General features: G+C 71.0%; 23 protein-coding genes. 17 read left to right on the top strand and 6 right to left on the bottom strand.

Annotation, left to right across the window (positions count from 1 at the left end):
* Window positions 1-139 precede the first annotated feature (139 nt).
* Genes C4T78_RS32225 through C4T78_RS32215 form a run of 3 tightly spaced genes read left to right on the top strand, consistent with a single transcriptional unit; the run spans window position 140 to window position 3,175 of the window.
* Window positions 140-1,396 (top strand): glycosyltransferase family 4 protein, encoded by a 1,257-nt coding sequence (locus C4T78_RS32225; RefSeq protein WP_093158655.1) that lies wholly within the window; start codon window positions 140-142, stop codon window positions 1,394-1,396.
* A 2-nt stretch (window positions 1,397-1,398) separates the two neighbouring features.
* Complete coding sequence (locus C4T78_RS32220) at window positions 1,399-2,121, top strand: class I SAM-dependent methyltransferase (protein ID WP_235863866.1); 723 nt, start codon at window positions 1,399-1,401, stop codon at window positions 2,119-2,121.
* Window positions 2,108-3,175: a glucosidase family protein gene (locus C4T78_RS32215; protein ID WP_093358020.1), complete on the top strand. Its 1,068-nt coding sequence runs from the start codon at window positions 2,108-2,110 to the stop codon at window positions 3,173-3,175. Before C4T78_RS32220 ends, C4T78_RS32215 begins: the two co-directional genes overlap by 14 nt.
* Before the next feature lie 238 nt (window positions 3,176-3,413).
* Here C4T78_RS32215 and C4T78_RS32210 read toward each other — a convergent pair whose 3' ends face one another.
* A complete protein-coding gene (locus tag C4T78_RS32210) occupies window positions 3,414-4,097 on the bottom strand; it encodes a class I SAM-dependent methyltransferase (protein WP_218161747.1) in 684 nt (227 codons plus the stop codon).
* 287 nt (window positions 4,098-4,384) lie between these two features.
* Here C4T78_RS32210 and C4T78_RS32205 point away from each other — a divergent pair, with 287 nt between their 5' ends.
* The 5 genes from C4T78_RS32205 (at window position 4,385) to C4T78_RS32185 (ending at window position 9,470) form a co-directional block, all read left to right on the top strand.
* Window positions 4,385-5,419 carry an acyl-CoA dehydrogenase family protein gene (locus C4T78_RS32205; RefSeq protein WP_093358021.1) on the top strand — a complete coding sequence of 345 codons (1,035 nt, stop codon included), beginning with the start codon at window positions 4,385-4,387 and terminating at the stop codon, window positions 5,417-5,419.
* A gap of 184 nt (window positions 5,420-5,603) precedes the next feature.
* Window positions 5,604-6,776 (top strand): acyl-CoA dehydrogenase family protein, encoded by a 1,173-nt coding sequence (locus C4T78_RS32200; protein ID WP_093358022.1) that lies wholly within the window; start codon window positions 5,604-5,606, stop codon window positions 6,774-6,776.
* Window positions 6,777-6,788: 12 nt separating this feature from the next.
* The gene (locus C4T78_RS32195; RefSeq protein ID WP_093358023.1) at window positions 6,789-7,736 is read left to right on the top strand and encodes a bifunctional MaoC family dehydratase N-terminal/OB-fold nucleic acid binding domain-containing protein; all 948 of its coding nucleotides are present in this window, start codon (window positions 6,789-6,791) and stop codon (window positions 7,734-7,736) included.
* Window positions 7,733-8,158: a MaoC family dehydratase gene (locus C4T78_RS32190; RefSeq protein WP_235863863.1), complete on the top strand. Its 426-nt coding sequence runs from the start codon at window positions 7,733-7,735 to the stop codon at window positions 8,156-8,158. Before C4T78_RS32195 ends, C4T78_RS32190 begins: the two co-directional genes overlap by 4 nt.
* Window positions 8,159-8,297: 139 nt before the next feature.
* A complete protein-coding gene (locus C4T78_RS32185) occupies window positions 8,298-9,470 on the top strand; it encodes a lipid-transfer protein (RefSeq protein ID WP_093358024.1) in 1,173 nt (390 codons plus the stop codon).
* Between the two features lie 549 nt (window positions 9,471-10,019).
* On the opposite strand, the gene C4T78_RS32180 is transcribed toward C4T78_RS32185, so the two are convergent.
* A complete protein-coding gene (locus C4T78_RS32180) occupies window positions 10,020-11,057 on the bottom strand; it encodes a helix-turn-helix transcriptional regulator (RefSeq protein ID WP_093358025.1) in 1,038 nt (345 codons plus the stop codon).
* 105 nt (window positions 11,058-11,162) lie between these two features.
* Here C4T78_RS32180 and C4T78_RS32175 point away from each other — a divergent pair, with 105 nt between their 5' ends.
* On the top strand, window positions 11,163-12,506 hold the full coding sequence (locus tag C4T78_RS32175) for an FAD-binding oxidoreductase (RefSeq protein ID WP_093358026.1): 1,344 nt from the start codon (window positions 11,163-11,165) through the stop codon (window positions 12,504-12,506).
* A 68-nt stretch (window positions 12,507-12,574) separates the two neighbouring features.
* Here the strand turns inward: C4T78_RS32175 and C4T78_RS32170 are convergent, their stop codons facing one another.
* From C4T78_RS32170 to kstD, 4 genes are all read right to left on the bottom strand, one after another.
* Window positions 12,575-13,603, bottom strand: coding sequence for a ferredoxin--NADP reductase (locus tag C4T78_RS32170; protein WP_093358027.1), 1,029 nt, complete (start codon window positions 13,601-13,603; stop codon window positions 12,575-12,577).
* Window positions 13,604-13,696: 93 nt separating this feature from the next.
* On the bottom strand, window positions 13,697-14,011 hold the full coding sequence (locus C4T78_RS32165) for a hypothetical protein (RefSeq protein ID WP_093358028.1): 315 nt from the start codon (window positions 14,009-14,011) through the stop codon (window positions 13,697-13,699).
* Window positions 14,011-15,147 (bottom strand): 3-ketosteroid-9-alpha-monooxygenase, oxygenase component, encoded by a 1,137-nt coding sequence (locus tag C4T78_RS32160; RefSeq protein ID WP_093358029.1) that lies wholly within the window; start codon window positions 15,145-15,147, stop codon window positions 14,011-14,013. The genes C4T78_RS32165 and C4T78_RS32160 overlap by 1 nt, the downstream gene beginning before the upstream one ends.
* Window positions 15,144-16,820, bottom strand: a complete 1,677-nt coding sequence (kstD, locus tag C4T78_RS32155) for a 3-oxosteroid 1-dehydrogenase (protein WP_093358030.1) — start codon at window positions 16,818-16,820, stop codon at window positions 15,144-15,146. The genes C4T78_RS32160 and kstD overlap by 4 nt, the downstream gene beginning before the upstream one ends.
* Window positions 16,821-16,964: 144 nt before the next feature.
* Between kstD and C4T78_RS32150 the strand changes: the two genes are divergently transcribed.
* The 8 genes from C4T78_RS32150 to hsaB all read left to right on the top strand — a co-directional run bounded on the left by C4T78_RS32150 (window position 16,965) and on the right by hsaB (window position 25,045).
* Entirely contained in the window at window positions 16,965-18,560 is a 1,596-nt protein-coding gene (locus C4T78_RS32150) for an FAD-binding protein (RefSeq protein ID WP_093358031.1), read from the top strand.
* Entirely contained in the window at window positions 18,547-19,335 is a 789-nt protein-coding gene (locus tag C4T78_RS32145) for a 2-keto-4-pentenoate hydratase (RefSeq protein ID WP_093358080.1), read from the top strand. Before C4T78_RS32150 ends, C4T78_RS32145 begins: the two co-directional genes overlap by 14 nt.
* Window positions 19,336-19,475: 140 nt before the next feature.
* On the top strand, window positions 19,476-20,369 hold the full coding sequence (locus C4T78_RS32140) for an acetaldehyde dehydrogenase (acetylating) (protein WP_093358032.1): 894 nt from the start codon (window positions 19,476-19,478) through the stop codon (window positions 20,367-20,369).
* Complete coding sequence (dmpG, locus tag C4T78_RS32135; protein WP_093358033.1) at window positions 20,366-21,394, top strand: 4-hydroxy-2-oxovalerate aldolase; 1,029 nt, start codon at window positions 20,366-20,368, stop codon at window positions 21,392-21,394. The genes C4T78_RS32140 and dmpG overlap by 4 nt, the downstream gene beginning before the upstream one ends.
* A 143-nt stretch (window positions 21,395-21,537) precedes the next feature.
* Window positions 21,538-22,710 (top strand): 3-hydroxy-9,10-secoandrosta-1,3,5(10)-triene-9,17-dione monooxygenase oxygenase subunit, encoded by a 1,173-nt coding sequence (gene hsaA / locus C4T78_RS32130; RefSeq protein ID WP_093358034.1) that lies wholly within the window; start codon window positions 21,538-21,540, stop codon window positions 22,708-22,710.
* Window positions 22,707-23,564 carry a 4,5:9,10-diseco-3-hydroxy-5,9,17-trioxoandrosta-1(10),2-diene-4-oate hydrolase gene (hsaD, locus tag C4T78_RS32125; protein WP_093358035.1) on the top strand — a complete coding sequence of 286 codons (858 nt, stop codon included), beginning with the start codon at window positions 22,707-22,709 and terminating at the stop codon, window positions 23,562-23,564. Before hsaA ends, hsaD begins: the two co-directional genes overlap by 4 nt.
* 27 nt (window positions 23,565-23,591) lie before the next feature.
* Complete coding sequence (hsaC, locus tag C4T78_RS32120) at window positions 23,592-24,491, top strand: iron-dependent extradiol dioxygenase HsaC (RefSeq protein ID WP_093358036.1); 900 nt, start codon at window positions 23,592-23,594, stop codon at window positions 24,489-24,491.
* On the top strand, window positions 24,488-25,045 hold the full coding sequence (gene hsaB / locus C4T78_RS32115) for a 3-hydroxy-9,10-secoandrosta-1,3,5(10)-triene-9,17-dione monooxygenase reductase subunit (RefSeq protein WP_093358037.1): 558 nt from the start codon (window positions 24,488-24,490) through the stop codon (window positions 25,043-25,045). Before hsaC ends, hsaB begins: the two co-directional genes overlap by 4 nt.
* Window positions 25,046-25,086 lie beyond the last annotated feature (41 nt).

The following is a 25,086-nucleotide window of genomic DNA, read 5'->3' as shown; positions in this document are numbered from 1 at the left end:
CTGTTGCCGAAAACCGCGTGTTCGTCGCCACGCGGCTCGTCGCCCCACCACCCTGACGGGTTAAGGTGATCGACGTGGTTCGATCAGAACATGTTCCAGTCTACCCAGTCCGCCCGGCGCGGGCTGTGTGAGGTGAGCCGTGCGGATCGCGTTGCTGTCCTACCGGAGCAAGCCGCACTGCGGCGGGCAGGGCGTTTACGTCCGGCACCTCAGCCGGGGGCTGGTCGAGCTCGGGCACCACGTCGAGGTGTTCTCCGGGCAGCCGTACCCCGAGCTGGATCCCGGCGTGGACCTGACCGCGGTGGACAGCCTCGACCTCTACAACGACGCTGATCCCTTCCGCACCCCGAACTGGCGCGAGCTCCGCGACCTCGTCGACCTGCTGGAGGTCGGCACCATGTGGACCGCGGGCTTCCCCGAACCGCTGACCTTCAGCCTGCGCGCGGCCCGGCTGCTGCGCGCCCGCTCCCACGAGTTCGACGTGGTGCACGACAACCAGTGCCTCGGCTACGGGCTGCTGGACCTGAAGGCCGCCGGCATCCCGCTGGTGGCGACGGTGCACCACCCGATCACCCACGACCGCCGCGTGGACCTGGCCGGGACCACCGGCTGGCGCCGCATCGGGCTGCGCCGCTGGTACGGCTTCACCCGGATGCAGGGCCGGGTGGCGCGGCGGATCCCGCACCTGCTGACCGTTTCGGAGTCCTCGGCCACCGACATCCAGCGCGACTTCCGCGTCGCCCCGCACCAGCTGCGAGTGGTGCCGCTGGGAGTGGACTCGGAGGTCTTCCGGCCGCCGGTCGCGCCGCGCGTTCCCGGCCGCATCGTGGCGATGGCCAGCGCGGACACCCCGATGAAGGGCATCGGCACGCTGCTGGAGGCGGTCGCCAAGCTGCGCACCGAGCGCTCGGTGGAGCTGGTCCTGGTCGCCAAGCCCGTGCCCGGCGGCCCGACCGAGCAGCTGATCGAGGAGCTGGCCATCGGCGACGTCGTCCGCACCGTGAGCGGGATCAGCGACGCCGAGCTCGCCGAGCTGCTGGGATCGGCCGAGGTCGCCTGCGTGCCTTCGCTGTACGAGGGCTTCTCGCTGCCCACCGTGGAGATGATGGCCTGCGCGACACCGCTGGTGGCCAGCCGCGCCGGGGCCATCCCCGAGGTCGCCGGGCCCGACGGCGAGTGCGCCGACCTGGTGCCGCCGGGCGATGCCGAAGCGCTGGCCACCGCGCTGGCCGGGCTGCTCGACTCGCCGGAGCGCCGGCAGCGGCTCGGCGCGGCCGGCCGGGCGCGGGTGCTGGCGAAGTACGACTGGAAGTCGGTGGCAGCGGCGACGGTCGACTGCTACGCGGAAGCGATCGCGCGCACGCCGCGCGCAGGGAAGGGAGCAACGCTTTGCTGACGGTGGACTTCGACAGGCTCGGCGTGCAGGCGGGCCAGCGGGTGCTGGACCTGGGTTGCGGCGCGGGGCGGCACGCCTTCGAGCTCTACCGCCGCGGGGCGGACGTGATCGCCTTCGACCAGGACGTCGAGGAGCTGGAGAACGTGGCGGCGATGTTCGGCGCCATGAAGGCCGAGAACCAGGTGCCCGACGGCGCCAACGCGCAGACCGTCTCCGGCGACGCGCTCGACCTGCCGTTCCCGGACGAGCACTTCGACGTGGTGATCGCCTCGGAGATCATGGAGCACATCCCCGAGGACGAGAAGGCCATGCGCGAGCTGGTGCGCGTGGTCAAGCCCGGCGGCCGCGTGGTGGTCACCGTGCCGCGGGCCTGGCCGGAGAAGATCTGCTGGGCGCTGTCCGACGAGTACCACCAGGTCGAAGGCGGGCACGTGCGCATCTACAGCGCCGACGAGCTGATCGGCAAGCTCCGCGCCGCGGGCCTGCGCCCGGCCTTCCACCACTACGCGCACGCGCTGCACTCGCCGTACTGGTGGCTCAAGTGCGCGGTGGGCACCGACAACGACGACCACCCGCTGCCCAAGCTCTACCACCGGATGCTGGTGTGGGACCTGATGAAGGGCCCGTGGCTGACCCGCACCGCCGAGCGGCTGCTGGACCCGGTCATGGGCAAGAGCATCGCGGTCTACCTGGGCAAGCCGGGAGCGGCCAGTGCTGCGGCCTGATGTCCCCGGTGTGCTCGCCGCGGACCAGGCCGTCCAGACCGGACGGGCGATCGCGGCGACGCAGCTGGCCTCGGGTGCGATCCCGTGGTTCACCGGTGGGCACGTGGACCCGTGGGACCACGTCGAATCGGCGATGGCGCTGTCGGCGACCGGCCTGCTGGCCGAGGCCGAGCGCGCCTACGAGTGGTTGCGCGCCACGCAGCGCGCGGACGGGTCGTGGCCGCTGCAGGTGCGCGACGGCCGCGTCGAGGACGCCGGTGCGGACACCAACTTCTGCGCCTACCCGGCCGTCGGCGTGTGGCACCACCTGCTGATCAGCGGTGATGACGGGTTCGCCGAGCGGATGTGGCCGGTGGTGCGCTCGGCGATCGACTTCGTGCTGACCGCGCAGCGCGAGCGCGGCGAGATCGACTGGGCGATCGGCGAGTCCGGGACGCCGACCGGTGAGGCGCTGCTGTCCGGCTGCTCCAGCATCCACCACAGCCTGCGCTGCGCGCTGGCGCTGGCCGAGCACCTGGACCAGCCGCAGCCGGGCTGGGAGGTGGCGCTGGGCCGGCTCGGCCACGTCATCCGGCACCACCCGGAGGCCTTCACGCCGAAGACCCGCTACTCGATGGACTGGTACTACCCGGTGCTCGGCGGAGCACTGCGCGGCGAGGCCGGGCGGCAGCGGCTGTTCGAGCGCTGGTCGGACTTCGTGGTCGACGGCCTCGGCGTGCGCTGCGTCGACGACCACCCGTGGGTCACCGGCGCGGAGACGTGCGAGCTGGTGCTGAGCCTAGAGGCGGTCGACGAGTACGACCGGGCGCGCGAGCTGCTGGCGGCGATGCAGCACCTGCGCGATCCGGACGGTTCGTACTGGACGGGCCTGGTCTTCGCCGACGGCAAGCGCTGGCCGGAGGAGCGTTCGACCTGGACGGCGGGCGCGGTGATCCTGGCGGCCGATGCGCTGTCCCGCACCACACCGGGCAACGGCATCTTCCGCGGCGAGAAGCTGCCGACCGGCCTCCCGCTCGACAACGCCACCTGCTGCGAGCAGGTCACCGGCGCCTGACCTGCCGCGATGCGCCCCTCCGAGCGCTCGCGCCCGGCTGGTGCTCGTGGCCTCCGGCCACTCGCGTTCCGCAATTTCAATTGAAATCGCACGTCTGATTTCAATTGAAATTGCGTGGATCCCGACCCGCCGTCGGTGTGTCGTGCGCCGACACGCCGACGGTGGGCGCAAGTTCAATTGAAATCGATGTTCCGATTTCAATTGAAATTGCGGAGTCTGGCGGTTGGGTTCGTGCAGGTCAGGGGAGGGAGCCTGGTTCTCCGGCGGTGCGCTGGAGGACGCGGAGGGAGCCGACGACGCGGATCTCCTCGAACGATCCGGTTTCCAGGGCCCGGCAGTAGATGCGGTACGGGGCCTGGCCGCCGTCCTCGGGATTCGGGAAGACGTCGTGGATCACCAGGACACCGCCCGGGGCGACCCAGTGCGCCCAGCCCTCGTAGTCGGTGGTGGCCGCCGCGTCGGTGTGCCCACCGTCGATGAACAGCAGCGACAGCGGGGTGCGCCAGAAACCGGCCACGTCGCCGGAGCGGCCGACGATCGCGGTGACCTCGTCCTCCAGCCCCGCCCTGGCGATGGTGCGGCGGAACTCGCCCAGCGTGTCCAGCTTGCCCACCAGCGGATCGACCAGGTCCGGGTCGTGGTACTCCCAGCCGGGCTGGTGCTCCTCGGAACCGCGGTGGTGGTCGACGGTGACGATCCGGCCGCCGGTGCTGCGCGCCGCCGCGCCGAGGTAGACGGCGGACTTGCCGCAGTAGGTGCCGATCTCCACCGCCAGCCCGGTGCCCAGGTGCTCCAGCGCCGTCTCGTAGAGCGCTTGGCCCTCGTCGGCGGGCATGAACCCGGTGGCCTGCTCGGCGAGCTCGCGCAGCTCGGCCGGGATCGGGGGGTGGTGCGGGCGTTCGGTGTCCGATCCCTGCGTCACTGGGGCTCCTTCGCAATGGCGTGTCCGTGCGTTCCGAGACTACCTGCTGAACAGCCCAGTTCCGGTAGAAGCTGTTCTATAAATCGCACCGCAGCTCCGTCCGCCCGGCGGTCGCCGCCAGCCGGGACGTGGTCGATTTCGTGCGAAATCGGCAGCCACGCGGGCGAACCTCGATTTCTCGCGGAATTGGCACCTGTCCGGGTGGCGGTGGTGGGGGTTGCGCGTGGGGGCGGCGAGAGGTATCACTAGAACAAGTTTCAGTTTTGTCACTAGGTGGGGCGGGCTGCATGGACTTCGCGTTCGAGGAAACTCAGCAGGACGTCCGTGATCTGGCTGCCGAGGTGCTGCGCCGCGAATCCGGCCACGACGATGCAACGAGTTCCGGCGAAGCGGTCTGGAAGGCGCTGGACGACGCCGGGCTGCTGACGCTGGCGGTTCCGGAGCGCTTCGGCGGTGCCGGGCTCGGTGTGCTGGAGACGGTGATCGTGCTCACCGAGGTCGGTCGCGCAGCTGTCGATGTGCCCGCGCTGAGCGCGCTGGCCTTCGGCGTCCTCCCGGTCGTCAGGCACGGCTCGCCGCAGCAGCAGGAGGCTCTGCTCAGCGGTCGGCAGTCGACCGCGGCGATCAACGAGCCGTCGTCGCCGCTGCCCGACCGGCCTCGGACGACGGTGGCCGACGGGAAGGTGTCCGGCACCAAGACCGCGGTGCTGCACGCCGATCGGGCGCAACGGCTGCTGGTCTCGGCGACGACTCCGGACGGGCCTGCCGTGGTGCTGGTCGACCCGCAGGGGCCGGGCGTCGAGCTGCACCGGAACCGGAACTCGGCGGGATTCGAGTGGACGGTCCGGTTCGACGGAGCTCCTGCCGAACGCCTCGGCGGCGCCGCCGCACTGGCCGATCTGCACGCCTGCGCGCTGGCCGGCATCTGCGCGGTCGGTGACGGCGCGGTCGCCGGCGCGCTGGCCCTCACCGCCGAGCACCTGCGGACCCGGCACCAGTTCGGCAAGCCGCTGGCCGCGTTCCAAGCGGTGGCCCAGCAGATCGCCGACGCCTACATCGCCGCCCGCACCCTGCACCTCGCCACGCTCTCCGCGTGCTGGCGGCTGAGCACCGGGCTCGACGCCGCCGAAGACCTCGACATCGCCGCCTGGTGGCTGACCGAAGAGGCCCCGGCGCTGCTGCGCACCTGCCACCACCTGCACGGCGGTCTCGGACTCGACATCACCTACCCGCTGCACCGCTACTCGTCGCTGATCACCGATCTGGCCCGGCTCGCCGGCGGTGCGCACCACCGCCTGGACGCGCTCGCGGCGCGAGCCTGAAAGCCCGGACATGAACTCGTTCTGCGCGGCGGTGGCGGAACCTCGGCGCCCGTCCAGATCCGGGATCCCGTCCGGTGCACGCGTTGTCCGCGCCGGGCGAACGCTGAGAACCCGCAGCGCCGCGGCGCAGCAGAGCAGAAGAGCAAGAGCCAGTGCGGAAGACGGGCTCTGAAACGAGGTGCCGATGTTCATCGAACTCACCGCCGAGCAGCGCGCGCTGGAAGCCGAGCTGCGGGAGTACTTCAGCGAGCTCGTCACGCCGGAGGAGCGCGCGCAGCTGGCCGTCGACCGGCACTGCCGAGCGCACCGCGACGTGGTGCGCCGGATGGGCCGGGACGGCTGGATGGGCGTGGGCTGGCCGGTGGAGTACGGCGGGCGCGGCTTCGGCGACGTCGAGCAGCTCATCTTCGCCAACGAGGCAGCCCGCGCGGACGTGCAGCTGCCGTCGGTGACGCTGCAGACGGTGGGGCCGACGCTGCAGGCCTACGGCACGCCGGAGCAGAAGGCGTTCTTCCTGCCGAAGATCCTGGCCGGGGAGATCCACTTCGCGATCGGCTACAGCGAACCGGACGCCGGCACCGACCTGGCCTCGCTGCGCACCAGCGCCGTGCGGGACGGCGGGGAGTTCGTGGTCAACGGCCAGAAGATCTTCACCACCGGTGCGCACGACGCGGACTACATCTGGCTGGCCTGCCGCACGAACCCGGACGCGCCCAAGCACAAGGGCATCTCGATCCTGATCGTCGACACGACCGATCCGGGCTACTCGTGGACGCCGATCATCACCTGCGACGGCGCGCACCACGTCAACGCGAGCTACTACCAGGACGTGCGGGTGCCGGAGTCGATGCTGGTCGGCGAGCTGGACCGCGGCTGGCGGCTGATCACCACGCAGCTCAACCACGAGCGCGTCATGCTCGGCCCGGCCGGCCGGCTGGCGGGCCTGCGCGAGCGGGTGCGCGCCTGGGCCGGTTCCCGGACCGCGCCGGACGGCACTCCGCTGCTCGACCTGCCCGACGTGCGCCGCGCGCTGGCCAGGGCGCGGGCCGACGAGCGGGTCAACGAGCTGCTGAACTGGCAGGTCGCCGCGGCCGCCGCGCACGGCCCGGTCGCCATCGCCGACGCCTCGGCGACCAAGGTGTTCTCCTCCGAGCGCATCCAGGAGCTGGGGCGGCTGCTGGCCGAGGTGGTGGGACGGCACGGCGATCCATCCGATCCGGACACCGCGGAACTGCTGTCCTGGCTGGACGTGCACAACAAGCGGAACCTGGTGCTGACCTTCGGTGGCGGGGTCAACGAGGTGCAGCGCGAACTGATCGCCACCGCCGGACTCGACCTGCCCCGAGTGCCCCGCTGAGCCGGAGGGAACATGACCAGCTCGATCACCGACGCCGCGCACCGCATCCAGGAGCGCGGCCCCAGCGAGCCGCGGGCCGCCCGCGACCCGGTGAACCTGCCGATGATCAACAACTGGGTGGAGGCGATCGGCGACCGGAACCCGGTCTACACCGACGAATCCGCCGCGGCCGCATCAGTCCACGGTGGACTGGTGGCGCCACCGGCGATGGCGCAGGTCTGGACGATGGGCGGGCTGCACCCGCAGCGCGATCCGGCCGATCCGCTGTACGCCATGATGGCCGAGCTCGACGAGGCCGGGTTCACCTCGGTGGTGGCCACCAACTGCGAGCAGACCTACCACCGGTACCTGCGCCACGGCGAGCAGGTCACCGTCTCGACCAGGTTGGACAGCGTGGTCGGGCCGAAGACCACGGCGCTCGGCGAGGGCTGGTTCGTCACCACCCGCAACACCTGGTTCGTCGACGGCGAACCGGTCGCCGAGATGCTGTTCCGGGTGCTGAAGTTCCGCCCTCCGGAGCAGCAGCCCGAAGCGCCGAAGCCCGAGGTGGGCACCGCGGTGATCCGCCCCGCCATCGGCGCCGACACCGCGTACTTCTGGGCGGGCACCGCGGCCGGTGAGCTGCGCATCCAGCGCTGCGGCCAGTGCGGGCTGCTGCGGCACCCGCCGGGCCCGATGTGCCCGGAATGCGGTGCGACCAAGCGAATTCACCTCGTCTCCGAGGGGCGAGGCGAGATCTACAGCTACGTCGTGCACCACCACCCACCGGTGCCCGGCAAGGAGCTGCCGCTGGTGGTGGCCCTCGTCGAACTGGACGAGGGAGTGCGGGTGCTCGGCGAGCTCCACGGCGTGCAGCCGGAAGAAGTCGCGGTCGGCCGGCGGGTGGTGGTCGACTTCCAACGCGTGGACGAAGAGCTGACGCTGCCCATCTGGCGGCCCGAGCCGACGGAGGGGCAATGACGCTGGCGCGCACGAGATCGCTGGCAGAAGTGAGCATCGGCGACGCCCTGCCGGAGGAGCGCATCGAGATCACGCCGACGTTCGTGGTCAGCACGGCCATCGCCACGCGGGACTTCCAGGACGTCCACCACGACCGGGACCTGGCGGTGGCCAAGGGCTCGAAGGACATCTTCATCAACATCCTCACCACGACCGGCCTGGTGCAGCGCTATGTGACCGACTGGGCGGGGCCGGAGGCGCTGGTGCGCGGCGTGGCGATCAAGCTCGGCGTGCCCTGCTACGCCTACGAGGAACTGGCGCTGCACGGCCAGGTGCTGGAGCGCGACGGTGCGGTGCTGGTCGTGGAGGTGCTGGGGCGCAACAGCCTGGGCACCCACGTCAGCGGCACCGTCCGGGTCGAACTGCCGGAGGTGACGGGATGAGTGGCCCTGTGTCAACCCCAGCCTCGCACAACCGCACCTCATCAGGGGAACGTGACGCGAACCAGCCACTAGAAACCCCGAAACGCAAGAACAACCCCACACGCAACCACCACTGTGAATCGCGGAGAGGCGGAACAGCATGAGCGGGTTCTCCGGCAGTGCGGCGGTCGTGGGCATCGGCGCCACCGAGTTCTCCAAGGACTCCGGGCGCAGCGAGCTGCAGCTGGCCGCCGAGGCGGTGCGCGCCGCGCTCGCCGACGCGGGACTGGAACCGTCCGATGTGGATGGTCTGGTCACCTTCACCATGGACACCAACACCGAGGTCGCGGTGGCGCGCGAGCTGGGCATCCCGGAGCTGAGCTTCTTCAGCCGGATCCACTACGGTGGCGGCGCGGCGTGCGCGACGGTGCAGCAAGCGGCGATGGCGGTCGCCACCGGCATGGCCGAGGTGGTGGTCTGCTACCGGGCGTTCAACGAGCGCTCCGGCAACCGCTTCGGCCAGGTGCAGTCCGCGCTCGCCGGCGCACCGACCTCGACGGGCCTGGACAACAGCTGGACCTACCCGATGGGCGTGGCCACTCCCGGCGCGCAGGTCGCCATGTTCGCCCGCCGCTACATGCACGCCTACGGTGCGACCAGCGAGGACTTCGGCCGGGTGGCGGTGGCCGACCGCAAGCACGCGGCGACCAACCCGAACGCCTGGTTCTACCAGCGGCCGATCACGCTGGCCGACCACCAGGCCTCGCGCTGGATCACCGAACCGCTGCGTCTGCTGGACTGCTGCCAGGAGAGCGACGGCGGCGTGGCGATCGTGGTGACCGGCCCGCAGCGGGCGCGCGACCTGCCGCACCCGCCCGCCCTGGTGGCCGCCGCGGCGCAGGGCAGCGGCAGCGATCAGTTCACCATGACCAGCTACTACCGCGACGACCTCACCGCGCTGCCGGAGCTCGGCGTGGTGGCCCGGCAGCTGTGGCAGCAGGCCGGGATCGGGCCGCAGGAGGTGCAGGTCGGCATCCTCTACGACCACTTCACCCCGTTCGTGCTGGTGCAGCTGGAGGAGCTGGGCTTCTGCGGGCGCGGCGAGGCCAAGGACTTCATAGCCGAGGGCGCGATCGAGCTCGGCGGTCGGCTGCCGCTGAACACCCACGGCGGCCAGCTGGGCGAGGCCTACATCCACGGCATGAACGGCATCGCCGAAGCGGTCCGCCAGATCCGCGGCACCTCGGTCAACCAGGTCGCCGACGTCGGTCACGTCCTGGTCACCGCGGGCACCGGGGTGCCCACCAGCGGGCTGGTGCTGTCCGCCGCCTGACGACGGGCTGGACGAGACCGGATCCACAGACCGCGTGGATCCGGCCCCGCAGGCCGATCTCGGCCTGCGCGTTGCTGACGTGGCTCTTCACCGCGCGCGCTGACCACCAGCTCCGCGTTCGACATGCCGGTCAGGGCCTCCAGACCGCGGGCGGTGCGCCGGACGACGTCCAGCACCCGGCACCGGGTTCCTCGAACACGAAGCCCGTTCCGCGCAGCATCGGGTGCTCGGTGCGCTGCTGCACCGGCCCGGCTAGCAGGGCCGGCCGCACTTGATGCAGACCAGACCACCGCCCTGCTTCGGGATCGGGGCGTGGCCGCCGCCCTGCGGGCATTCGTCCATGCGCGGGACGGTGGTCCACTTGCGGGGCGGTGTGGTCCAGGTTCGGGTTACTGCGTGGTGGCCCTGGAGTACGCCGCTGACACCCATTGTTTCGCTCCTGATCATCGTGCTCTCAGGACTTCACGTCGGCTGAGATGGGCTCGAAGAAAAGGTGCAAACGGTCGGCCTCTTGGGCGAATTCTGCGCGGATGGCGGAGCCGCCGGGCGTCAGGCCAGCGCGTCGAGCCCTCGGCGCAGGGCGGCGCGCACCTGCTCCCGCAGCTCGTCGGAGGCCTCGACGGTGAACTCGGCGCCGAGCGTGGCCAGCGCGGTGATGTGCCGGGTGAACTCGGACAACGAGTCCTCGCCGAGCTCGACTGCGCAACTGTCGACGCCGGTCGCGGACACCCGCGCCGGCAGCAGCGGGTGCAGGTGTTCGCGCACCGACTCCGCGGGTGCTCGCACCGCAACCCGCGCGGTGTAGCGGTAAGGCGCGTCGGCGATGGAGCGGCGGAGGTAGTCCGCGGCGTCGGCGGCGGGCAGCTCGCGCGGCTCGAAGCGGCGGCCGGTGGCCAGCAGGCCGTGCATGCGGTCGACGCGGAAGGTTCGCCAGTCGTCGCGCCCCGAATCGAAGGCGATCAGGTACCACCGGCCGACCACGGCGACCAGGCTGTGCGGCTCCACCCGGCGGGGTTGCGCCGTGCCGTCGCGCTTGACGTAGTCGAAGGACAGGACTTCGCGGTCCCGGCAGGCGGCTGCGGCGGTGGCCAGCGTCGCGGCGTCGACCTGCGGACCGTCGCGCACCACCATCGGCACGGTCGCCCCGGAAACCGCCGCCACCCGGCTGCGCAGCCGGGACGGGAGCACCTGCTCCAGCTTGGCCAGCGCGCGGATCGAGCTCTCCTCGATGCCGGTGACGCTCCCGCTGGCGGCGGTGAGCAGCCCGGCGGCCACCGCCACGGCCTCGTCGTCGTCGAGCAGCAGCGGCGGCAGGTTCTTGCCGGAGGCCAGCCGGTACCCGCCCGCGGTCCCCGTCGTCGAGGACACCGGGTAGCCGAGCTCCCGCAACCGCTCGACATCCCGCCGCACGGTCCGCCCGGTGACCTCCAGCCGGTCGGCGAGCTCGGCGCCGGACCACTCGCGCCTGCTCTGCAGCAACGACAACAACCGGAACAACCGCGCGGGCAAGGTGTGCTGCGCCGCCTCTCCGCGTTCTTCGGCGTTCCGGATCGATCTCGCGTGCGGTTTCTTGCGGCTGGGTTGCATCGCGGTCCCCTGGTGTGCGGTTGAGCAGGACTCGGTACGAGGGCGCGACCATTATCCCTGCTTTTAGGACAGGAACTGTCCGGAAAGCGTAATAGGGTCGTCGGCATGAACGAGTTCTCCGCGCTGAGCACCGCCATCCTGCCCACCGACGACCGCTTCGCCGCCGAGGTCTCCGGGTTCCAGACCTTCCGGGGGCGCCGTCCGGACGTGGTCGTGGCGGCGACCGGTGCGGAGGACGTGCGGGCCGCCGTCGAGTTCGCCGCGAGTCGTGGTCTGGCCGTCGCTGTGCAGAGCCAGGGGCACGGCGTGCCCGCCGAGGTGGCGGGCGGAGTGCTGATCACCACCGGCCGGATGCGCGGGGTGCGGATCGACGCCGAACGGCGCACGGCGTGGTTCGAGGCGGGCGTGCAGTGGGGCTCCGTCGTCGAGGCGGCGGCGGAGTTCGGGTTGGCTCCGCTGTCCGGGAGTGCGCCGCACGTCGGCGCGGTGTCCTACACGCTCGGCGGCGGGCTGGGCCACCTCGCCCGGCGCTACGGCTACGCGGCCGACCACGTGCGGGCCGTCGAGATCGTCACCGCCGACGGGCAGCTGCGCCGCGTCACCGCCGAATCCGATCCGGAACTGCACTGGGCGCTGTGCGGTGCGGGCGGCAACTTCGGGGTGGTGACCGGGATGGAGGTCGGCCTGTTCCCGGTGCCGGAGCTCTTCGGCGGGGCGCTGTACTTCGATGCGCACCAGGTCGAGGACGTGCTGACGACCTGGCAGCGGTGGACCCGCGAGCTGCCCGAGGAGATGACCTCCTCGGTCGCGCTGGTGCCGTTCCCGGACGTCCCGGTGCTCCCGGAGCCGCTGCGCGGACGCCACGTCGCGCACGTGCGCATCGCCCACGCCGGTGACCCGGCGGAGGGGGAGCGGCTGGTCGAGCCGCTGCGCGCGGTCGGGCCGCGACTGATCGATTCGGTGCGGGTGATGCCGTACCGCGAGGCCGGCACGATCTGCAACGACCCGACGCAGCCGATGCCGTACGTGTCGACCAACGCGATGCTGCGGGACTTCGACGACGCGGCGATCAAGACCCTGCTGGACCTGGTGGGCCCCGGAGCGCCGCAGCGGTGCGTGGTCGAGGTGCGCCACCTCGGCGGCGCCCTGTCCCGGCCCGCCGCCAACTGCGTCGGCAACCGGGACGCGGCCTACGTCCTCGGGCTGAACTCGAAGGTCGACGAGAACACGGTCGACGAGGCCAACACCCTGCAGGACAACGTCATGGGTGAGCTGCGGCGGTGGTCCACCGGAGGCCGCTGCCTCAACTTCCTGGCCGGTGGAAGCGCCAACCCCGAAGACGTCCGGGCCGCCTACGACGCACCCGACTACGCCCGCCTGCGAGCCCTCAAGTCGGTTCACGACCCGGCCAACACCTTCCGCCTCAACCACAACGTCCCGCCGGCCTGATCGGGTGAGCTCACCCCGGTGAAGGGCTCCTCCGGGCAGGCAAGTTGCTGGGAGATGCCTTCACCGGGTCACTCGTAGGAGATGTGGATCTCGTCGGTGATGGGGAGGGCTTGGCAGGCGAGGATGATCCCCTCGTCCAGGTCCTCCTGCTCCAGGACGGAGTTCTGCAGCATCTTGACCTCGCCCCGGTCGATCCGGCAGGCGCAGGCGCTGCAGGCTCCTTCCCGGCAGGAGAACGGGGCTGCCACGCCGTTGTCCAGGAGGACGTCGAGCAGGCGCTGCTGGCGGGGCCAGCGGAGCTTGTGGTGCTTGCCGTCGAGGTCGAGCTCGACCGTCGCTTCGGTGCCCGCAGCGGTTGGTTGCTCCGGGGCGATCCGCTCGGTGCGCTTCTTGCGCTCGAACGGGTTGCGCTTGAGGGAGACGAAGCGCTCGATGTGGGTTCTCGCGCGGGGGATCTCCAGGTCGCGCAGCGCTTCCTCGGCGGTGTCCATGAAGCCGCCCGGCCCGCACACGAAGCACTCGCGATCGGCGAACGGCCGGGCCAGCTCGCGCAGGGCCGAGGCCGTCGGCAGGCCCTGGACCGACTCCAGCCAGTGCACGACCAGCAGGCGCTCCGGGTGCCGCGCCACCAGCTCCCGCAGCTCGGCGTCGAAGATGACCGCGTCCTGGTGCTGGTTGGCGTAGATCAGCGCGATCCGCCCGCTGCCCGCCGCCAGCACGGACTTCGCGATGGACATCACCGGTGTGATGCCGCTGCCCGCGGCCAGCAGCAGCACATCGGCGTCCAGCGAGCTCGGGACGAACGCGCCCGAGGGCGGCAGCACGTCCACTTCGGTCCCCGCGGTCACGTTGTCGCACAACCAGTTCGACGCGTACCCGGCGCGCTTCACCGTGACCTGCAGCGCGTCGTCCACGTGCGGCGAGCTGGACAGCGAGTAGCTGCGCGCGACGGATCCGGTGCGGTCGCTGGGAACCCGCAGCGTGAGGAACTGGCCGGGCCGGTAGGACCAGTCCTCCGGCGCCTCGAACACCAACGAGCGGCTCTCGCTCGTCTCCTCGACTACCGCGACGACCCGCAACCGAGCAGGTTCAGGCATCACTGGCTCCTCCGGGTGAACACCGCGATTTCAATTGAAATCGACCAGGAGATTTCAATTGAAATCGGGGACCTGATTTCCGTTGAAGTTGCGTCAGGACGGTGGCAGCCGGCCGTCGCCGGCCGCTGCGGCGATGCTGCGCTGCAGGTCGGGGCAGGATTCCACGACCTCGCCGGGAGCGCGGGAGGCGAACACCGCGCACCGGCGGGTGCTCTCGGCGCTCCACTGCACGCTGGTGTGCTGCGGGCTGTTCTTCTTCGCCAGCACCCGAGCCGCGCACCGCTCGCACTCGACCGGGCGCAGACCCTCGCGCAGGTAGGCGTCCCGGTCGGCGACCGTGCCCTCGCGCACCGCGGCGCGCTGGTGCGGCCGGTCGGCGAGGTCGGGTGCCTTGGCCCAGCCGGACATCAGCTCTGCGCCTCCTTGCGCGCCAGGTTCTCGGCGACCTCGCGCTCCCACACCTCGTTGGCGCGCGAGGTGTCCACCTCGAACTCGAAGCGCGCCACCATGTCCTCGGTGACCTCCTCGACGTCCACGTAGAACTGGTCGTACCAGCGGCGCAGCTGGTAGACCGGGCCGTCCTCCTCGCACAGCAGCGGGTTGTCGATGCGGGTCTTGTTCTTCCAGATCTCCACGTCCTGCAGGAACCCGACGCCGGTGTTCTTGGCGATCTTGGCGGCCAGCTTGTCGGCGTCGGCGTCGGAGAGCCCGGGCAGCTTCTTGACCAGCACGCCCCACTGCAGCACGAAGGAGTCCGCGGTGATCGGGTAGTGGCAGTTGATCAGGATCGTCTCGATGGTGAAGCCCTTGTACTCGTTCCAGAGCCGGTCGATCATGTACGACGGCCCGTAGTAGGAGGCTTCCGAGCGGACCTGGTTCTCCTCGCCGGAGTAGCTGCCCGCGCCGATGTCCGGCCTGCCCTTGGTGTTCAGGTACTGGGTGGCGACGTGACCCTCGAAGACGTTCTTGAAGTACGTCGGGAACGCGAAGTGGATGTAGAAGAAGTGCGCCATGTCCACCACGTTGTCCACGATCTCGCGGCAGTGGGAGCCCTCGATGCGCACGGTGTCCCAGGTCCAGTTGCTCCACTCGCCGGAGTCGACCTCGGGCAGCTCCGGGATGGTCACGTGCTCCGGCGGCGGGTTGCCCTGCGGGTCGTTCCAGACGAACAGCTGCTTGTTGCGCTCCATCGCCAGCCACGCGCGGGTGCGGGCGCGCAGCGGGATCCGCTTGGCGTAGGGGATTCCGGCGCAGCGGCCGTTGCCCGACCAGCGCCAGTCGTGGAACGGGCAGGCGATCGCGTTGCCCTTCACCGAGCCCTGGCTGAGGTCGCCGCCCATGTGCCTGCAGTAGGCGTCGAGCACGTTGAGCGCGCCGTCCTCGCCCTGGAACACCACGAGTTTCGTGCCGAACGCCTCCACCGCGTGCGGCTGCCCGTCCTTGAACCGCTCGGCGAGGCCGAAGCAGTGCCAGCCGCGCGCGAACCTGGTGGGTGGTGTGCCGACGTCGATGGTGCGCACTTCGTCGTTGCTTGCCGCGGTCATCTCGTCCCTCCCGCTCGTTCCGCGCCGGTCGCCAGGTGCCGCGCGGCGAGGTATCCGAACGTCATCGCCGGGCCGAGCGTCGCGCCCGGACCCGCGTAGGTGTGGCCCATCACGGCGGCGCTGGTGTTGCCCGCCGCGTAGAGGCCTTCGATGGGCGTGCCGTCCTCGCGCAGCACGCGTGCGTGCACGTCGGTGGCCAGCCCGCCCTTGGTGCCCAGATCACCCGGCACGATCTTCACCGCGTAGAACGGTGCGACCTCCAGAGCGCCCAGGCTGGGGTTGGGTTTGTTGCGCGGATCTCCGTAGTAGTGGTCGTAGCCGCTGGTGCCGCGCTGGAAGTCGGCATCGACGCCGTCGCGCGCGAACCCGTTGAACCGCTCGACGGTGCGGCGCAGCGCGGCGGCCGGAACCTCGATGCGCTCGGCCAGCTTCTCCAGGGTCGAGGCGCGCTGGATCGCGCCGTGCTTGTACCAGCGGCCCGGGAACGGCTGCCGCGGGCCGAGCCCGGCGAACACGTACCGGTTCCGGTACCGCTGGTCGGCGATCAGCCAGGTCGGCATGTTGCGCGCCGGCCCGTCGCCCGGCCCGTACATCGCGTGCACCGCGTCGACGTAGGGCGCGGCCTCGTTGGCGAACCGCTCGCCGTGGCCGTTGACCATGATGCAGCCCGGCAGCGTGCGTTCGGCCAGGCAGAACCACGGCCCGCCGGGCAGCGGGACCGACGGGCCCCACCACGCGTCGTCCATCAGCTCGACGGCCGCGCCGAGCCGCTGGGCGGCGAGGATCGCATCGCCGGTGTTGGCCTTGGCGCCGACGGTCCACTCGGTGCCGATCGGATCGCGCTGGTGCTGCTTGCGCATCACCTCGTTGTGCTCGAAACCGCCTGCCGCCAGCACGATCCCGCGCCGCGCGGTCAGCGTCCGGCGCTCGCCGTCGCGTTCCACGACCACGCCGGTCACCCGGTCGCCCTCCTGCTGGAGGTCGAGCAGCGGCGTGTTCAGCCACACCGGGACCCCGGCGTCGCGCAGCCCGGCCCGCAGCCCGGCGGCCAGCGCCTGGCCGCGGCCGAGCATGCGGCGTCGGAGCGCGCGAGCGAGCAGCCAGCGCAGCCCGACGCGCACCGCGCGCACGGGGCCGCGCGGGTGGCGGACGAGCAGGTTCAGCCAGCGGAAGTCGGCCTGGGTGACCACCAGGTTCGCCGGTGCCTTGCCGTAGTCGGGCTCCAGGTCGGCGAGCAGGTCGCCGAGCAGCCTGCCGTCGAGCGGCGCCGGTTCGATGGACCGCCCGCCGAGCCGGCCACCGGGCGCTTCCGGGTAGTAGTCGGAGTAGCCCGGCACCCAGCGCATGCGCAGCGGGGTGCGCGGCAGCAGTTCGGCCAGCATCCGCGGCCCGGCGTCCAGGAACGCCTCCTGCCGCTCGGCGCTCACGGTGTCGCCGACGATGTGGGCGAGGTAGCTGCGAGCCGCCTCGGGGGTGTCGGTGATGCCCGCCCGGGCCAGGACGTGGTTGTTGGGTATCCAGACGCCGCCGCCGGACCTGGCCGTGGAACCGCCGAACTTGGCGGCCTTGTCCACGACCACCGCGTCCAGCCCGTGCAGCGCTGCGGTCAGCGCCGCCGCCATGCCTGCGGCGCCACTGCCGACCACCACGACGTCGAACCTGTCTGCGGTCATCGCACCTCCTCGCGACCAACCTCGCGATCCATACTGAAACATGTTATAGATTTCTGCGCCAGTGGCGCTATGGTGTAGCCAGAAATCAGGCACTTGTTCGCTCGAAGCCGTAAAGAGAACCTGTTCCAAACTGGTGAGGTTGCGATGGCCCAGCGCAGCACGTTGCACGCCGACGTGGTGATCATCGGGTTCGGTGCCGCCGGCGCCTGCGCGGCGCTGGAAGCGGCGCACGCCGGAGCCCGGGTGGTGGTGCTCGACCGGTTCGGCGGTGGCGGCGCGAGCGCGCTGTCCGGCGGCGTGGTCTACGCCGGGGGCGGGACGCGGGAGCAGCGCGCCGCCGGTGTGCCCGATTCGCCCGAGGCGATGTTCGCCTACCTGCGGCAGGAGGTCGGCGACGCGGTCTCCGCGGACACGCTGCGCCGCTTCTGCGAGGGCAGCACCGAGATGATCACCTGGTTGGCGCAGCACGGCGTGCCGTTCGAAGGCAGCCTGTGCCCGTACAAGACCTCCTACCCGAGCAACCGGCACTACCTCTACTACTCGGGCAGCGAAGCCGCAGGCGGCTTCCGCGACGCCGCACCTCCCGCGCCGCGCGGCCACCGCGCCAAAGGCCGCGGTACCTCGGGCAAGGTGCTCTTCGCAGCGCTGGAAGCGGCGGTGCGCCGGGCGGGCGTGCAGGTGCTGACCCAGACGCGGGCGAAGGAACTCGTCGTCGACGCCGACGGCCGGGTCTGCGCCGTCGACTGCGAGCGGCTGACCGGATCAGCAGCTCGCGCGCACCGCGCGGTGAGCCGGGTGGCGGCCAAGCCCGGGCTGTACGTGCCGAAGCTGGCCCGTCGCCTGCACCGGCGCGCTGAACGCCTCGAACGCCGCGCGGAACCGCTGCGGATCCACGCCGATCGCGCGGTGGTGATCGCGGCCGGTGGCTTCGTGTCCAACCGCGAGATGATGCGGCGGCACGCACCGGCCTACCGGGCCGGGCTCCCGCTGGGAACGCAGGGCGACGACGGCAGCGGCATCCGGCTGGGCGAGAGCGTCGGCGGTGTCGCGGCGAAGCTCGACCACGTCTCGGCATGGCGGTTCATCACGCCGCCGAGCGCACTGCTTTCCGGGCTCCTCGTCGACCGGCACGGCACGCGCATCGGCGACGAATCCCGCTACGGCGCCGCGCACGGTCAGGCGATCGTGGACGAGCACGGCGGACGTGCCTGGCTGCTGGTCGACAGCCGGCTGCGCAGCGCGGCCAAACGCCAGATCCGCACCCAGACCGTGTGGTTCCAGCGGATGCAGGCGGAATACCTGTTCGCCACCGCGGCCACCGGTGGCACGCTCGAAGCCGCGGCGCGCAAGGCGGGCGTCGACCCGGAAGCGCTCAAGGCCACAGTGGACGCCCACAACGAAGCCGCGCGCGACGGGAAGCCCGATCCCGCGGGCAAACCGGCGGACTTCGTGCAGGTCCTCGACCAGCCGCCGTACGCGCTGCTGGACGTCTCGGTGCGACCCAGCACGGCCTACCCGTGCCCGGTGCTGACCCTCGGCGGCCTGCTCGTGGACGAGGACACCGGGCAGGTGCTCGACGAGCGCGGCGGCCCGGTCGCCGGGCTGTTCGCGGCCGGGCGGTCGGCGGTCGGGATCTGCTCGAACTCCTACATCAGCGGCCTGTCGCTGGCCGACTGCGTCTTCTCCGGCCGCCGCGCCGGACTCCACTCGGTGAAGGAGCTGACCGATGCTGACCGTTGAAGCGCGCACCGAGATCGCGCAGCGGCTCTGGGACGCCGAGGTGCACCGCGCCCCGATCCCGCCGCTGGTGGAGACCCACCCGCAGCTCGACGCGGTGGACGCCTACCAGATCCAGCTGATCAACGTGCAGCGCCGCGACGAAGCCGTGGTGGGGCACAAGGTCGGCCTGACCTCGCCGGTCATGCAGCAGATGATGGGCGTCTCCGAACCCGACTACGGCCACCTGCTGGCGAGCATGCGGCTGCCCGCGGGCGAACCCGTCTCGATCAGCCGCTACTGCGTGCCGCGGGTGGAGGTGGAGGTCGGCTTCCTGCTCGGCGCCGACCTGCCCGCCGAGTGCACCGAGGCGGACGTGCTGGCGGGCACCGAGGCGCTGGTGCCCGCGATCGAGCTGATCGACAGCCGGATCGCCGACTGGCGGATCAGCCTGGTCGACACCATCGCCGACAACGCCTCGTCGGCGGGCTTCGCGCTCGGTGCCGAGCGCATCGACCCGGCCGACGTGGACCCCCGCGCGATCGACGCGACCCTGCTGTGCAACGGCGAGCCGATCGAGCGCGGCCGATCCGACGCGGTGCTGGGGAACCCGGCGACGGCGGTGGCCTGGCTGGCCCGCAAGGTAGCGGCCTACGGCGTCCGCCTCCGAGCGGGCAACGTCGTCCTCCCGGGCTCCTGCACCAGAGCGATCGACGTGACCCCGGGAGACACCTTCCGCGCCGACTTCCGAACAGCAGGCACCGACCTCGGCTCGGTCTCCCTGGATTTCCGCCCGTGAGCGGGGCCGCGTCAATTCCGTACGAAATTGACCAGCGCAGGCGTGGCCGTGGGTCCGCCGGAAGTGGGAGGGGTGTCGATCTCGTACGAAATTGACACCACCTCGGGTGACGGAGCAGCAACTTCTCGGAAGGAGGCGGGATGAGCAAGGCTACGGCGGCGATCGTCGGGTCCGGTAACATCGGGACCGATCTGCTGCACAAGCTGGCCAGGTCCGCGCACATCGAGCCCAGGTGGATGATCGGCATCGACCCGGGCAGCGCTGGGCTCAAGCGGGCCGTCGATCTCGGTGTGGAAGCCAGCGCCGAGGGCGTGGACTGGCTGCTGGAGAACCACCGGCCCGACATCGTCTTCGAGGCCACCTCGGCGGGCGTGCACCGGGCCAACGCGCCCCGCTACGCCGAGGCCGGCATCCGCGCCGTCGACCTCACCCCGGCCGCGGTCGGGCCGTACGTGGTGCCGCCGGTGAACCTCGACCAGCACCTCGACGCGCCCAACCTGAACCTGATCACCTGCGGCGGGCAGGCCACCATCCCGATGGTGCACGCCGTTTCGCGGGTGGTGCCCGTCGAGTACGCCGAGATCGTCGCCTCGGTGGCGTCGGTGTCGGCAGGCCCCGGCACCAGGGCGAACATCGACGAGTTCACCCGCACCACCAGTGCCGGGATCGAGGTGCTGGGCGGCGCGCGGCGCGGCAAGGCGATCATCGTGCTCAACCCGGCCGACCCGCCGGTGATCATGCGCGACACCATCTTCTGCGCGATCCCGGCCGATGCCGACACCGACGCGATCGCCGACTCCATCACCAGGATGGCCGCCGAGATCGCCGAGTACGTCCCCGGCTACCGGCTGCTGGTGGAGCCGCAGTTCGACCCGCCGTCGACGGCCACCGGCGGCATGGCGCGGGTGGCGATCTTCGTGGAGGTCGAGGGCGCGGGCGACTTCCTGCCGCCGTACTCCGGGAACCTCGACATCATGACCGCCGCCGCGGTGCGGGTCGGCGAGCAGCTCGTGCAGCAGGAGGCAGTGCGATGAACAGGACCTTCTCGGACGCGCTGGACCTGCGCATCACCGACACCTCGCTGCGCGACGGATCGCACCACAAGCGCCACCAGTTCACCGCGACCGAGGTGCGCGACATCGTCACCGCGCTGGACGGCGCGGGCGTGCCGGTGATCGAGGTGACCCACGGCGACGGACTCGGTGGTTCGTCGTTCAACTACGGCTTCTCCCGCACACCGGAGCAGGAACTCATCACCATCGCCGCGGAAACCGCGCAACGGGCCAAGATCGCGGTGCTGATGCTGCCCGGCGTCGGCGTCAAGGACGACATCGCGGTGGCCCGCGACAACGGCGCCTCGGTGTGCCGGATCGCCACCCACTGCACCGAGGCCGACGTTTCCGAGCAGCACTTCGGGCTGGCCCGCGAGCTCGGCCTGGAGACCGTCGGGTTCCTGATGATGGCGCACTCCCAGCCTCCGGAGGTGCTGGCATCCCAGGCGCGGATCATGGTCGACGCCGGCTGCCAGTGCGTCTACGTCGTGGATTCGGCGGGAGCGCTGGTGCTGGAGCAGGTCGCCGACCGGGTCGCGGCGCTGGTCGCGGAAGTGGGCGACGAGGCGCAGATCGGCTTCCACGGGCACGAGAACCTCGGTGTCGCGGTGGCCAACTCGGTCGCCGCGGCACGGGCCGGTGCGGTGCAGATCGACGGCAGCGCGAGGCGTTTCGGCGCCGGTGCGGGCAACACGCCCGTCGAGGCGTTCGTCGGGGTGTGCGACAAGCTCGGCATCCGCACCGGGATCGACTTCTTCGCCATCGCCGACGCCGCCGAGGACGTGGTGCGCCCGGCGATGCCGGAGGAGTGCCTGCTGGACCGCTCGGCGCTGATGATGGGCTACGCCGGGGTGTACTCCAGCTTCCTCAAGCACGCCGCCCGGCAAGCCGAGCGCTACGGCGTCAGCGAAGCGGAGCTGCTGGTCAAGGCGGGCGAGCGGAAGCTCGTGGGCGGCCAGGAGGACCAGCTCATCGACATCGCTCTGGAGCTGCGGAGAAAAGTCTGACGAACTCGTTCTGCGCGGTGCCGGTGGCGGTGCAAGCGCCGAGGGCGGGCTGAACGCCTCCGGCGTTTCAAGACAAAGAACAAGACGGACCCATCGACAACCAACGAGAACATGTTCTAGCCTGTGCGGAAACGGGAGCGCCGATGAACGACAGTCGAGCAGTCGTGGAACGGGTGCGGGGACTGCTGCCGGACCTGCGGGAGCGGGCGCAGCGCGCCGAGGACCTGCGCCGGATCCCGGACGAGACCATCGCCGACCTGCAGGAGATCGGCTTCTTCGGCCTGCTGCAGCCGAAGCGCTACGGCGGCTGCGAAGCCGACCCGCTGGACTTCTACACCGCGGTCAAACTCCTGGGCAGCGCCTGCGGGTCGACCGGCTGGGTGGCCTCGATCCTCGGCGTGCACCCGTGGCACCTGGCGCTGTTCCCGCAGCAGGCGCAGGAGGACGTCTGGGGCGAGGACCCGAACACCCGCATCTCCTCCTCCTACGCGCCGATGGGCAAGGCGAAGGTCGTCGACGGCGGCTACCTGCTCAACGGGCGCTGGAGCTTCTCCTCGGGCAGCGACCACGCCTCGTGGGTGTTCGTCGGCGGCCCGGCCGAGGACGCCGACGGCAAGCCGGTGGACTTCTGCACCTACCTGCTGCCGCGCGGCGACTACCGGATCGACGACGTCTGGGACACCGTCGGCCTGCGCGGCACCGGCAGCAACGACGTGGTGGTGGAGAACGCGTTCATCCCGCAGCACCGGGCGCTGAGCTTCATCGCGATGTCGCAGAACAAGTGCCCCGGCCACGAGATCAACACCGCGCCGCTCTACCGCATGCCGTGGGGCACGGTGCACCCGTCGACGATCACCGCGCCGATCATCGGCATGGCCCAGGGCGCCTACGACGCGCACGTCGACCACCAGGTCAAGCGGGTCCGCGCGGCGTTCGCGGGGGAGAAGGTCAAGGAGGACCCGTTCGCCAAGGTGCGCATCGCCGAGGCGGCCAGCGAGATCGACGCGGCCTGGCTGCAGCTCACCAACAACCTGGCCGAGGAGTACGAGCTGGCCAAGGCCGGTGAGGAGATCCCGTTCTCGCTGCGGCTGCGCGCCCGCCGCGACCAGGTGCGCGGAACGGCGCGGGCGATCTCGGCGGTCGACCGGCTCTTCGAGAACTCCGGTGGCCGCGCGCTGTGGTCGGGAACGCCGATCCAGCGCTTCTGGCGCGACGCCCACGCCGGCCGCGTGCACGCGGCCAACGACCTGGAGCGCGCCTACCTGATGTTCGGTTCCGGCGAATTCGGCCAGCCAGTCAAGGACATGATGGTATGACGACCTTCGAGAGCACGAGCCGGACCGCGAAGCTGCCGTCCGGGCTGACGCTGCACTACCACGAGGCGGGCGATCCGCAGCAGTCCACTGTGGTCATGCTGCACGGCGGCGGGCCCGGGGCCTCGTCGTGGAGCAACTTCGCGCGCAACATCCCGGTGTTCGCCGAGGAGTTCCGCGCCATCGCCGTGGACCAGCCCGGTTTCGGCCGCTCCGACAAGCCCACCGAGCACGGCCAGTACTTCACCCACAGCGCCTCGGCGCTGCTCGAACTGCTCGACGAGCTCGGAGTGGAGCGGGCGCACCTGCTCGGCAACTCGCTCGGCGGCGGCACCGCGGTCCGCTTCGCGCTGAACAACCCCGATCGCGCCGGGCGGCTGGTGCTGATGGGCCCGGGTGGGCTGAGCCTGAACGTGTTCGCGCCCGATCCCACCGAAGGCGTGCGCAAGCTCAGCGCTTTCGCCGCGCCGCCGGGGCCGAGCAAGGAGAAGCTCGCCGAGTTCCTGCGCACGATGGTCTACGACCAGTCGCTGATCACCGAGGAGCTGATCGAGGAGCGCTACGCCGCCGCGGCCTCGCCGGAGTCGCTGGCCGCGATGCGCGCCATGGGCGCGTCGTTCATGCAGCCGGACACCTACGAAGAAGGCTTGCTGTGGCGCGAGGTGCACCGGCTGCGGCAGCGGGTGCTGCTGGTCTGGGGGCGCGAGGACCGCGTCAACCCGCTGGACGGCGCGTTGCTCGCGCTGAAGCTGATCCCGCGCGCGCAGCTGCACGTGTTCGGCCGCTGCGGGCACTGGGCGCAGCTGGAGAAGTTCGCCGAATTCAACCGGATCGCCAAGGACTTCCTGCTCGACTGAAGCCTTGGCCGTGGGAGGAGGACCGCCGTGGGCATTCGTTCGCTCGGCTACCTGCGCATCGAAGCAACCGACGTCGAGGCGTGGCGCGTGTACGGCTTGAAAGTGCTCGGCATGGTCGAGGGCAGCGGCTCGAACCCGGACGCGCTCTACCTGCGGATGGACGACTTCCCGGCCCGGCTGGTGATCCTGCCGGGCGAGCAGGACCGGCTGGAGTCCTCCGGCTGGGAGGTCGCCACCGAGGCCGAACTCGACGAGGTCAGGCAGCGACTGGAATCGGCAGGCGTCCCGTACAAGGAAGGCACCGCCGAAGAGCTCGCGGACCGCCGGGTCAACGGCCTGATCCGCTTCGCCGACCCGTCCGGCAACGGCCTGGAGGTCTTCCACGGGGTGGCGCTGCAGCACCGCCGGGTGGTCAGCCCGTACGGGCACCGGTTCGTCACCGAGGAGCAGGGCCTCGGCCACGTGGTGCTGTCCACGCACGACGACGAGGCCGCGCTGCACTTCTACCGCGACGTGCTGGGCTTCCGGCTGCGCGACTCGATGCGCTTGGCCCCGGAGCTGGTCGGCCGCCCGGCCGACGGCGACCCGGCCTGGCTGCGCTTCTTCGGCTGCAACCCGCGCCACCACAGCCTGGCGTTCCTGCCGATGCCCACGCCCAGCGGCATCGTGCACCTGATGGTCGAGGTGGCCGACGTCGACGACGTGGGCCTGACCCTGGACCGCGCGCAGCGGCGGAAGGTCCCGCTGGCGGCGACGCTGGGCAGGCACGTCAACGACCTGATGCTGTCGTTCTACATGAAGACCCCCGGCGGCTTCGACGTGGAGTTCGGCTGCGAAGGCCGCCAGGTCGACGACGAGGACTGGATCGCCCGCGAGAGCACGGCGGTCAGCCTCTGGGGCCACGACTTCAGCGTCGGCTCCCGATGAGCGTCGGACAGCTGGCGGTGGACCAGGCGGCGTTCCGGCGCGTCCTCGGGCACTTCGGCACCGGAGTCGCGGTGATCACCGGGATGGACGGCGACCGACCGGTGGGCTTCGCCTGCCAGTCCTTCGCCGCGCTGTCCCTGGACCCGCCCCTGGTCCTGTTCTGCCCGGCCCGAACCTCCCGGGCCTGGCCGGCGCTGGAGCGAGCGGGCCGCTTCTGCGCGAACGTGCTGTCGGAATCCCAGCTGCCGGTGAGCACCGTGTTCGGCCGAAGCGGCGAGAACAAGTTCGCCGAGGTGTCCTGGACCCCGGCCCCGTCGGGTGCGCCGGTGCTGACGGGCGCCCTGACCTGGATCGACTGCACCATCGAGACCGTGCACGAAGCGGGCGACCACTACATCGTGATCGGCCGAGTCGAAACACTGGGTGAGACAAGCCCGGAACGCCCGCTCCTGTTCTACAAGGGCGCCTACGCAGGCCTCGGCCCGACGTCCCAGCCACCGCCGCCAGACCTCGAAGCCTTCCTGACCGGCCTCCACCCGGACGACTGGATGTAACGACCGCCCAGGCCCCGTGAGTGCTTTGTGGTTCTATAACC

The sequence above is a fragment of the Saccharopolyspora kobensis genome (assembly GCF_900108315.1).
GTDB lineage: Bacteria > Actinomycetota > Actinomycetes > Mycobacteriales > Pseudonocardiaceae > Saccharopolyspora > Saccharopolyspora kobensis.
The sequence above is the reverse complement of the archived record's forward strand: the minus strand, read 5'-3'. Positions and strand labels throughout refer to the sequence as shown.

Bases quoted from the DNA above. Each gene is read 5' to 3' on its own strand.
- C4T78_RS32205 (WP_093358021.1), top strand. From the start codon at position 4,385: ATGGACTTCGCGTTCGAGGAAACTCAGCAGGACGTCCGTGATCTGGCT.
- C4T78_RS32200 (WP_093358022.1), top strand. From the start codon at position 5,604: ATGTTCATCGAACTCACCGCCGAGCAGCGCGCGCTGGAAGCCGAGCTG.
- C4T78_RS32195 (WP_093358023.1), top strand. From the start codon at position 6,789: ATGACCAGCTCGATCACCGACGCCGCGCACCGCATCCAGGAGCGCGGC.
- C4T78_RS32190 (WP_235863863.1), top strand. From the start codon at position 7,733: ATGACGCTGGCGCGCACGAGATCGCTGGCAGAAGTGAGCATCGGCGAC.
- C4T78_RS32185 (WP_093358024.1), top strand. From the start codon at position 8,298: ATGAGCGGGTTCTCCGGCAGTGCGGCGGTCGTGGGCATCGGCGCCACC.
- C4T78_RS32180 (WP_093358025.1), bottom strand. From the start codon at position 11,057: ATGCAACCCAGCCGCAAGAAACCGCACGCGAGATCGATCCGGAACGCC.
- C4T78_RS32175 (WP_093358026.1), top strand. From the start codon at position 11,163: ATGAACGAGTTCTCCGCGCTGAGCACCGCCATCCTGCCCACCGACGAC.
- C4T78_RS32170 (WP_093358027.1), bottom strand. From the start codon at position 13,603: ATGCCTGAACCTGCTCGGTTGCGGGTCGTCGCGGTAGTCGAGGAGACG.
- C4T78_RS32165 (WP_093358028.1), bottom strand. From the start codon at position 14,011: ATGTCCGGCTGGGCCAAGGCACCCGACCTCGCCGACCGGCCGCACCAG.
- C4T78_RS32160 (WP_093358029.1), bottom strand. From the start codon at position 15,147: ATGACCGCGGCAAGCAACGACGAAGTGCGCACCATCGACGTCGGCACA.
- kstD (WP_093358030.1), bottom strand. From the start codon at position 16,820: ATGACCGCAGACAGGTTCGACGTCGTGGTGGTCGGCAGTGGCGCCGCA.
- C4T78_RS32150 (WP_093358031.1), top strand. From the start codon at position 16,965: ATGGCCCAGCGCAGCACGTTGCACGCCGACGTGGTGATCATCGGGTTC.
- C4T78_RS32145 (WP_093358080.1), top strand. From the start codon at position 18,547: ATGCTGACCGTTGAAGCGCGCACCGAGATCGCGCAGCGGCTCTGGGAC.
- C4T78_RS32140 (WP_093358032.1), top strand. From the start codon at position 19,476: ATGAGCAAGGCTACGGCGGCGATCGTCGGGTCCGGTAACATCGGGACC.
- dmpG (WP_093358033.1), top strand. From the start codon at position 20,366: ATGAACAGGACCTTCTCGGACGCGCTGGACCTGCGCATCACCGACACC.
- hsaA (WP_093358034.1), top strand. From the start codon at position 21,538: ATGAACGACAGTCGAGCAGTCGTGGAACGGGTGCGGGGACTGCTGCCG.
- hsaD (WP_093358035.1), top strand. From the start codon at position 22,707: ATGACGACCTTCGAGAGCACGAGCCGGACCGCGAAGCTGCCGTCCGGG.
- hsaB (WP_093358037.1), top strand. From the start codon at position 24,488: ATGAGCGTCGGACAGCTGGCGGTGGACCAGGCGGCGTTCCGGCGCGTC.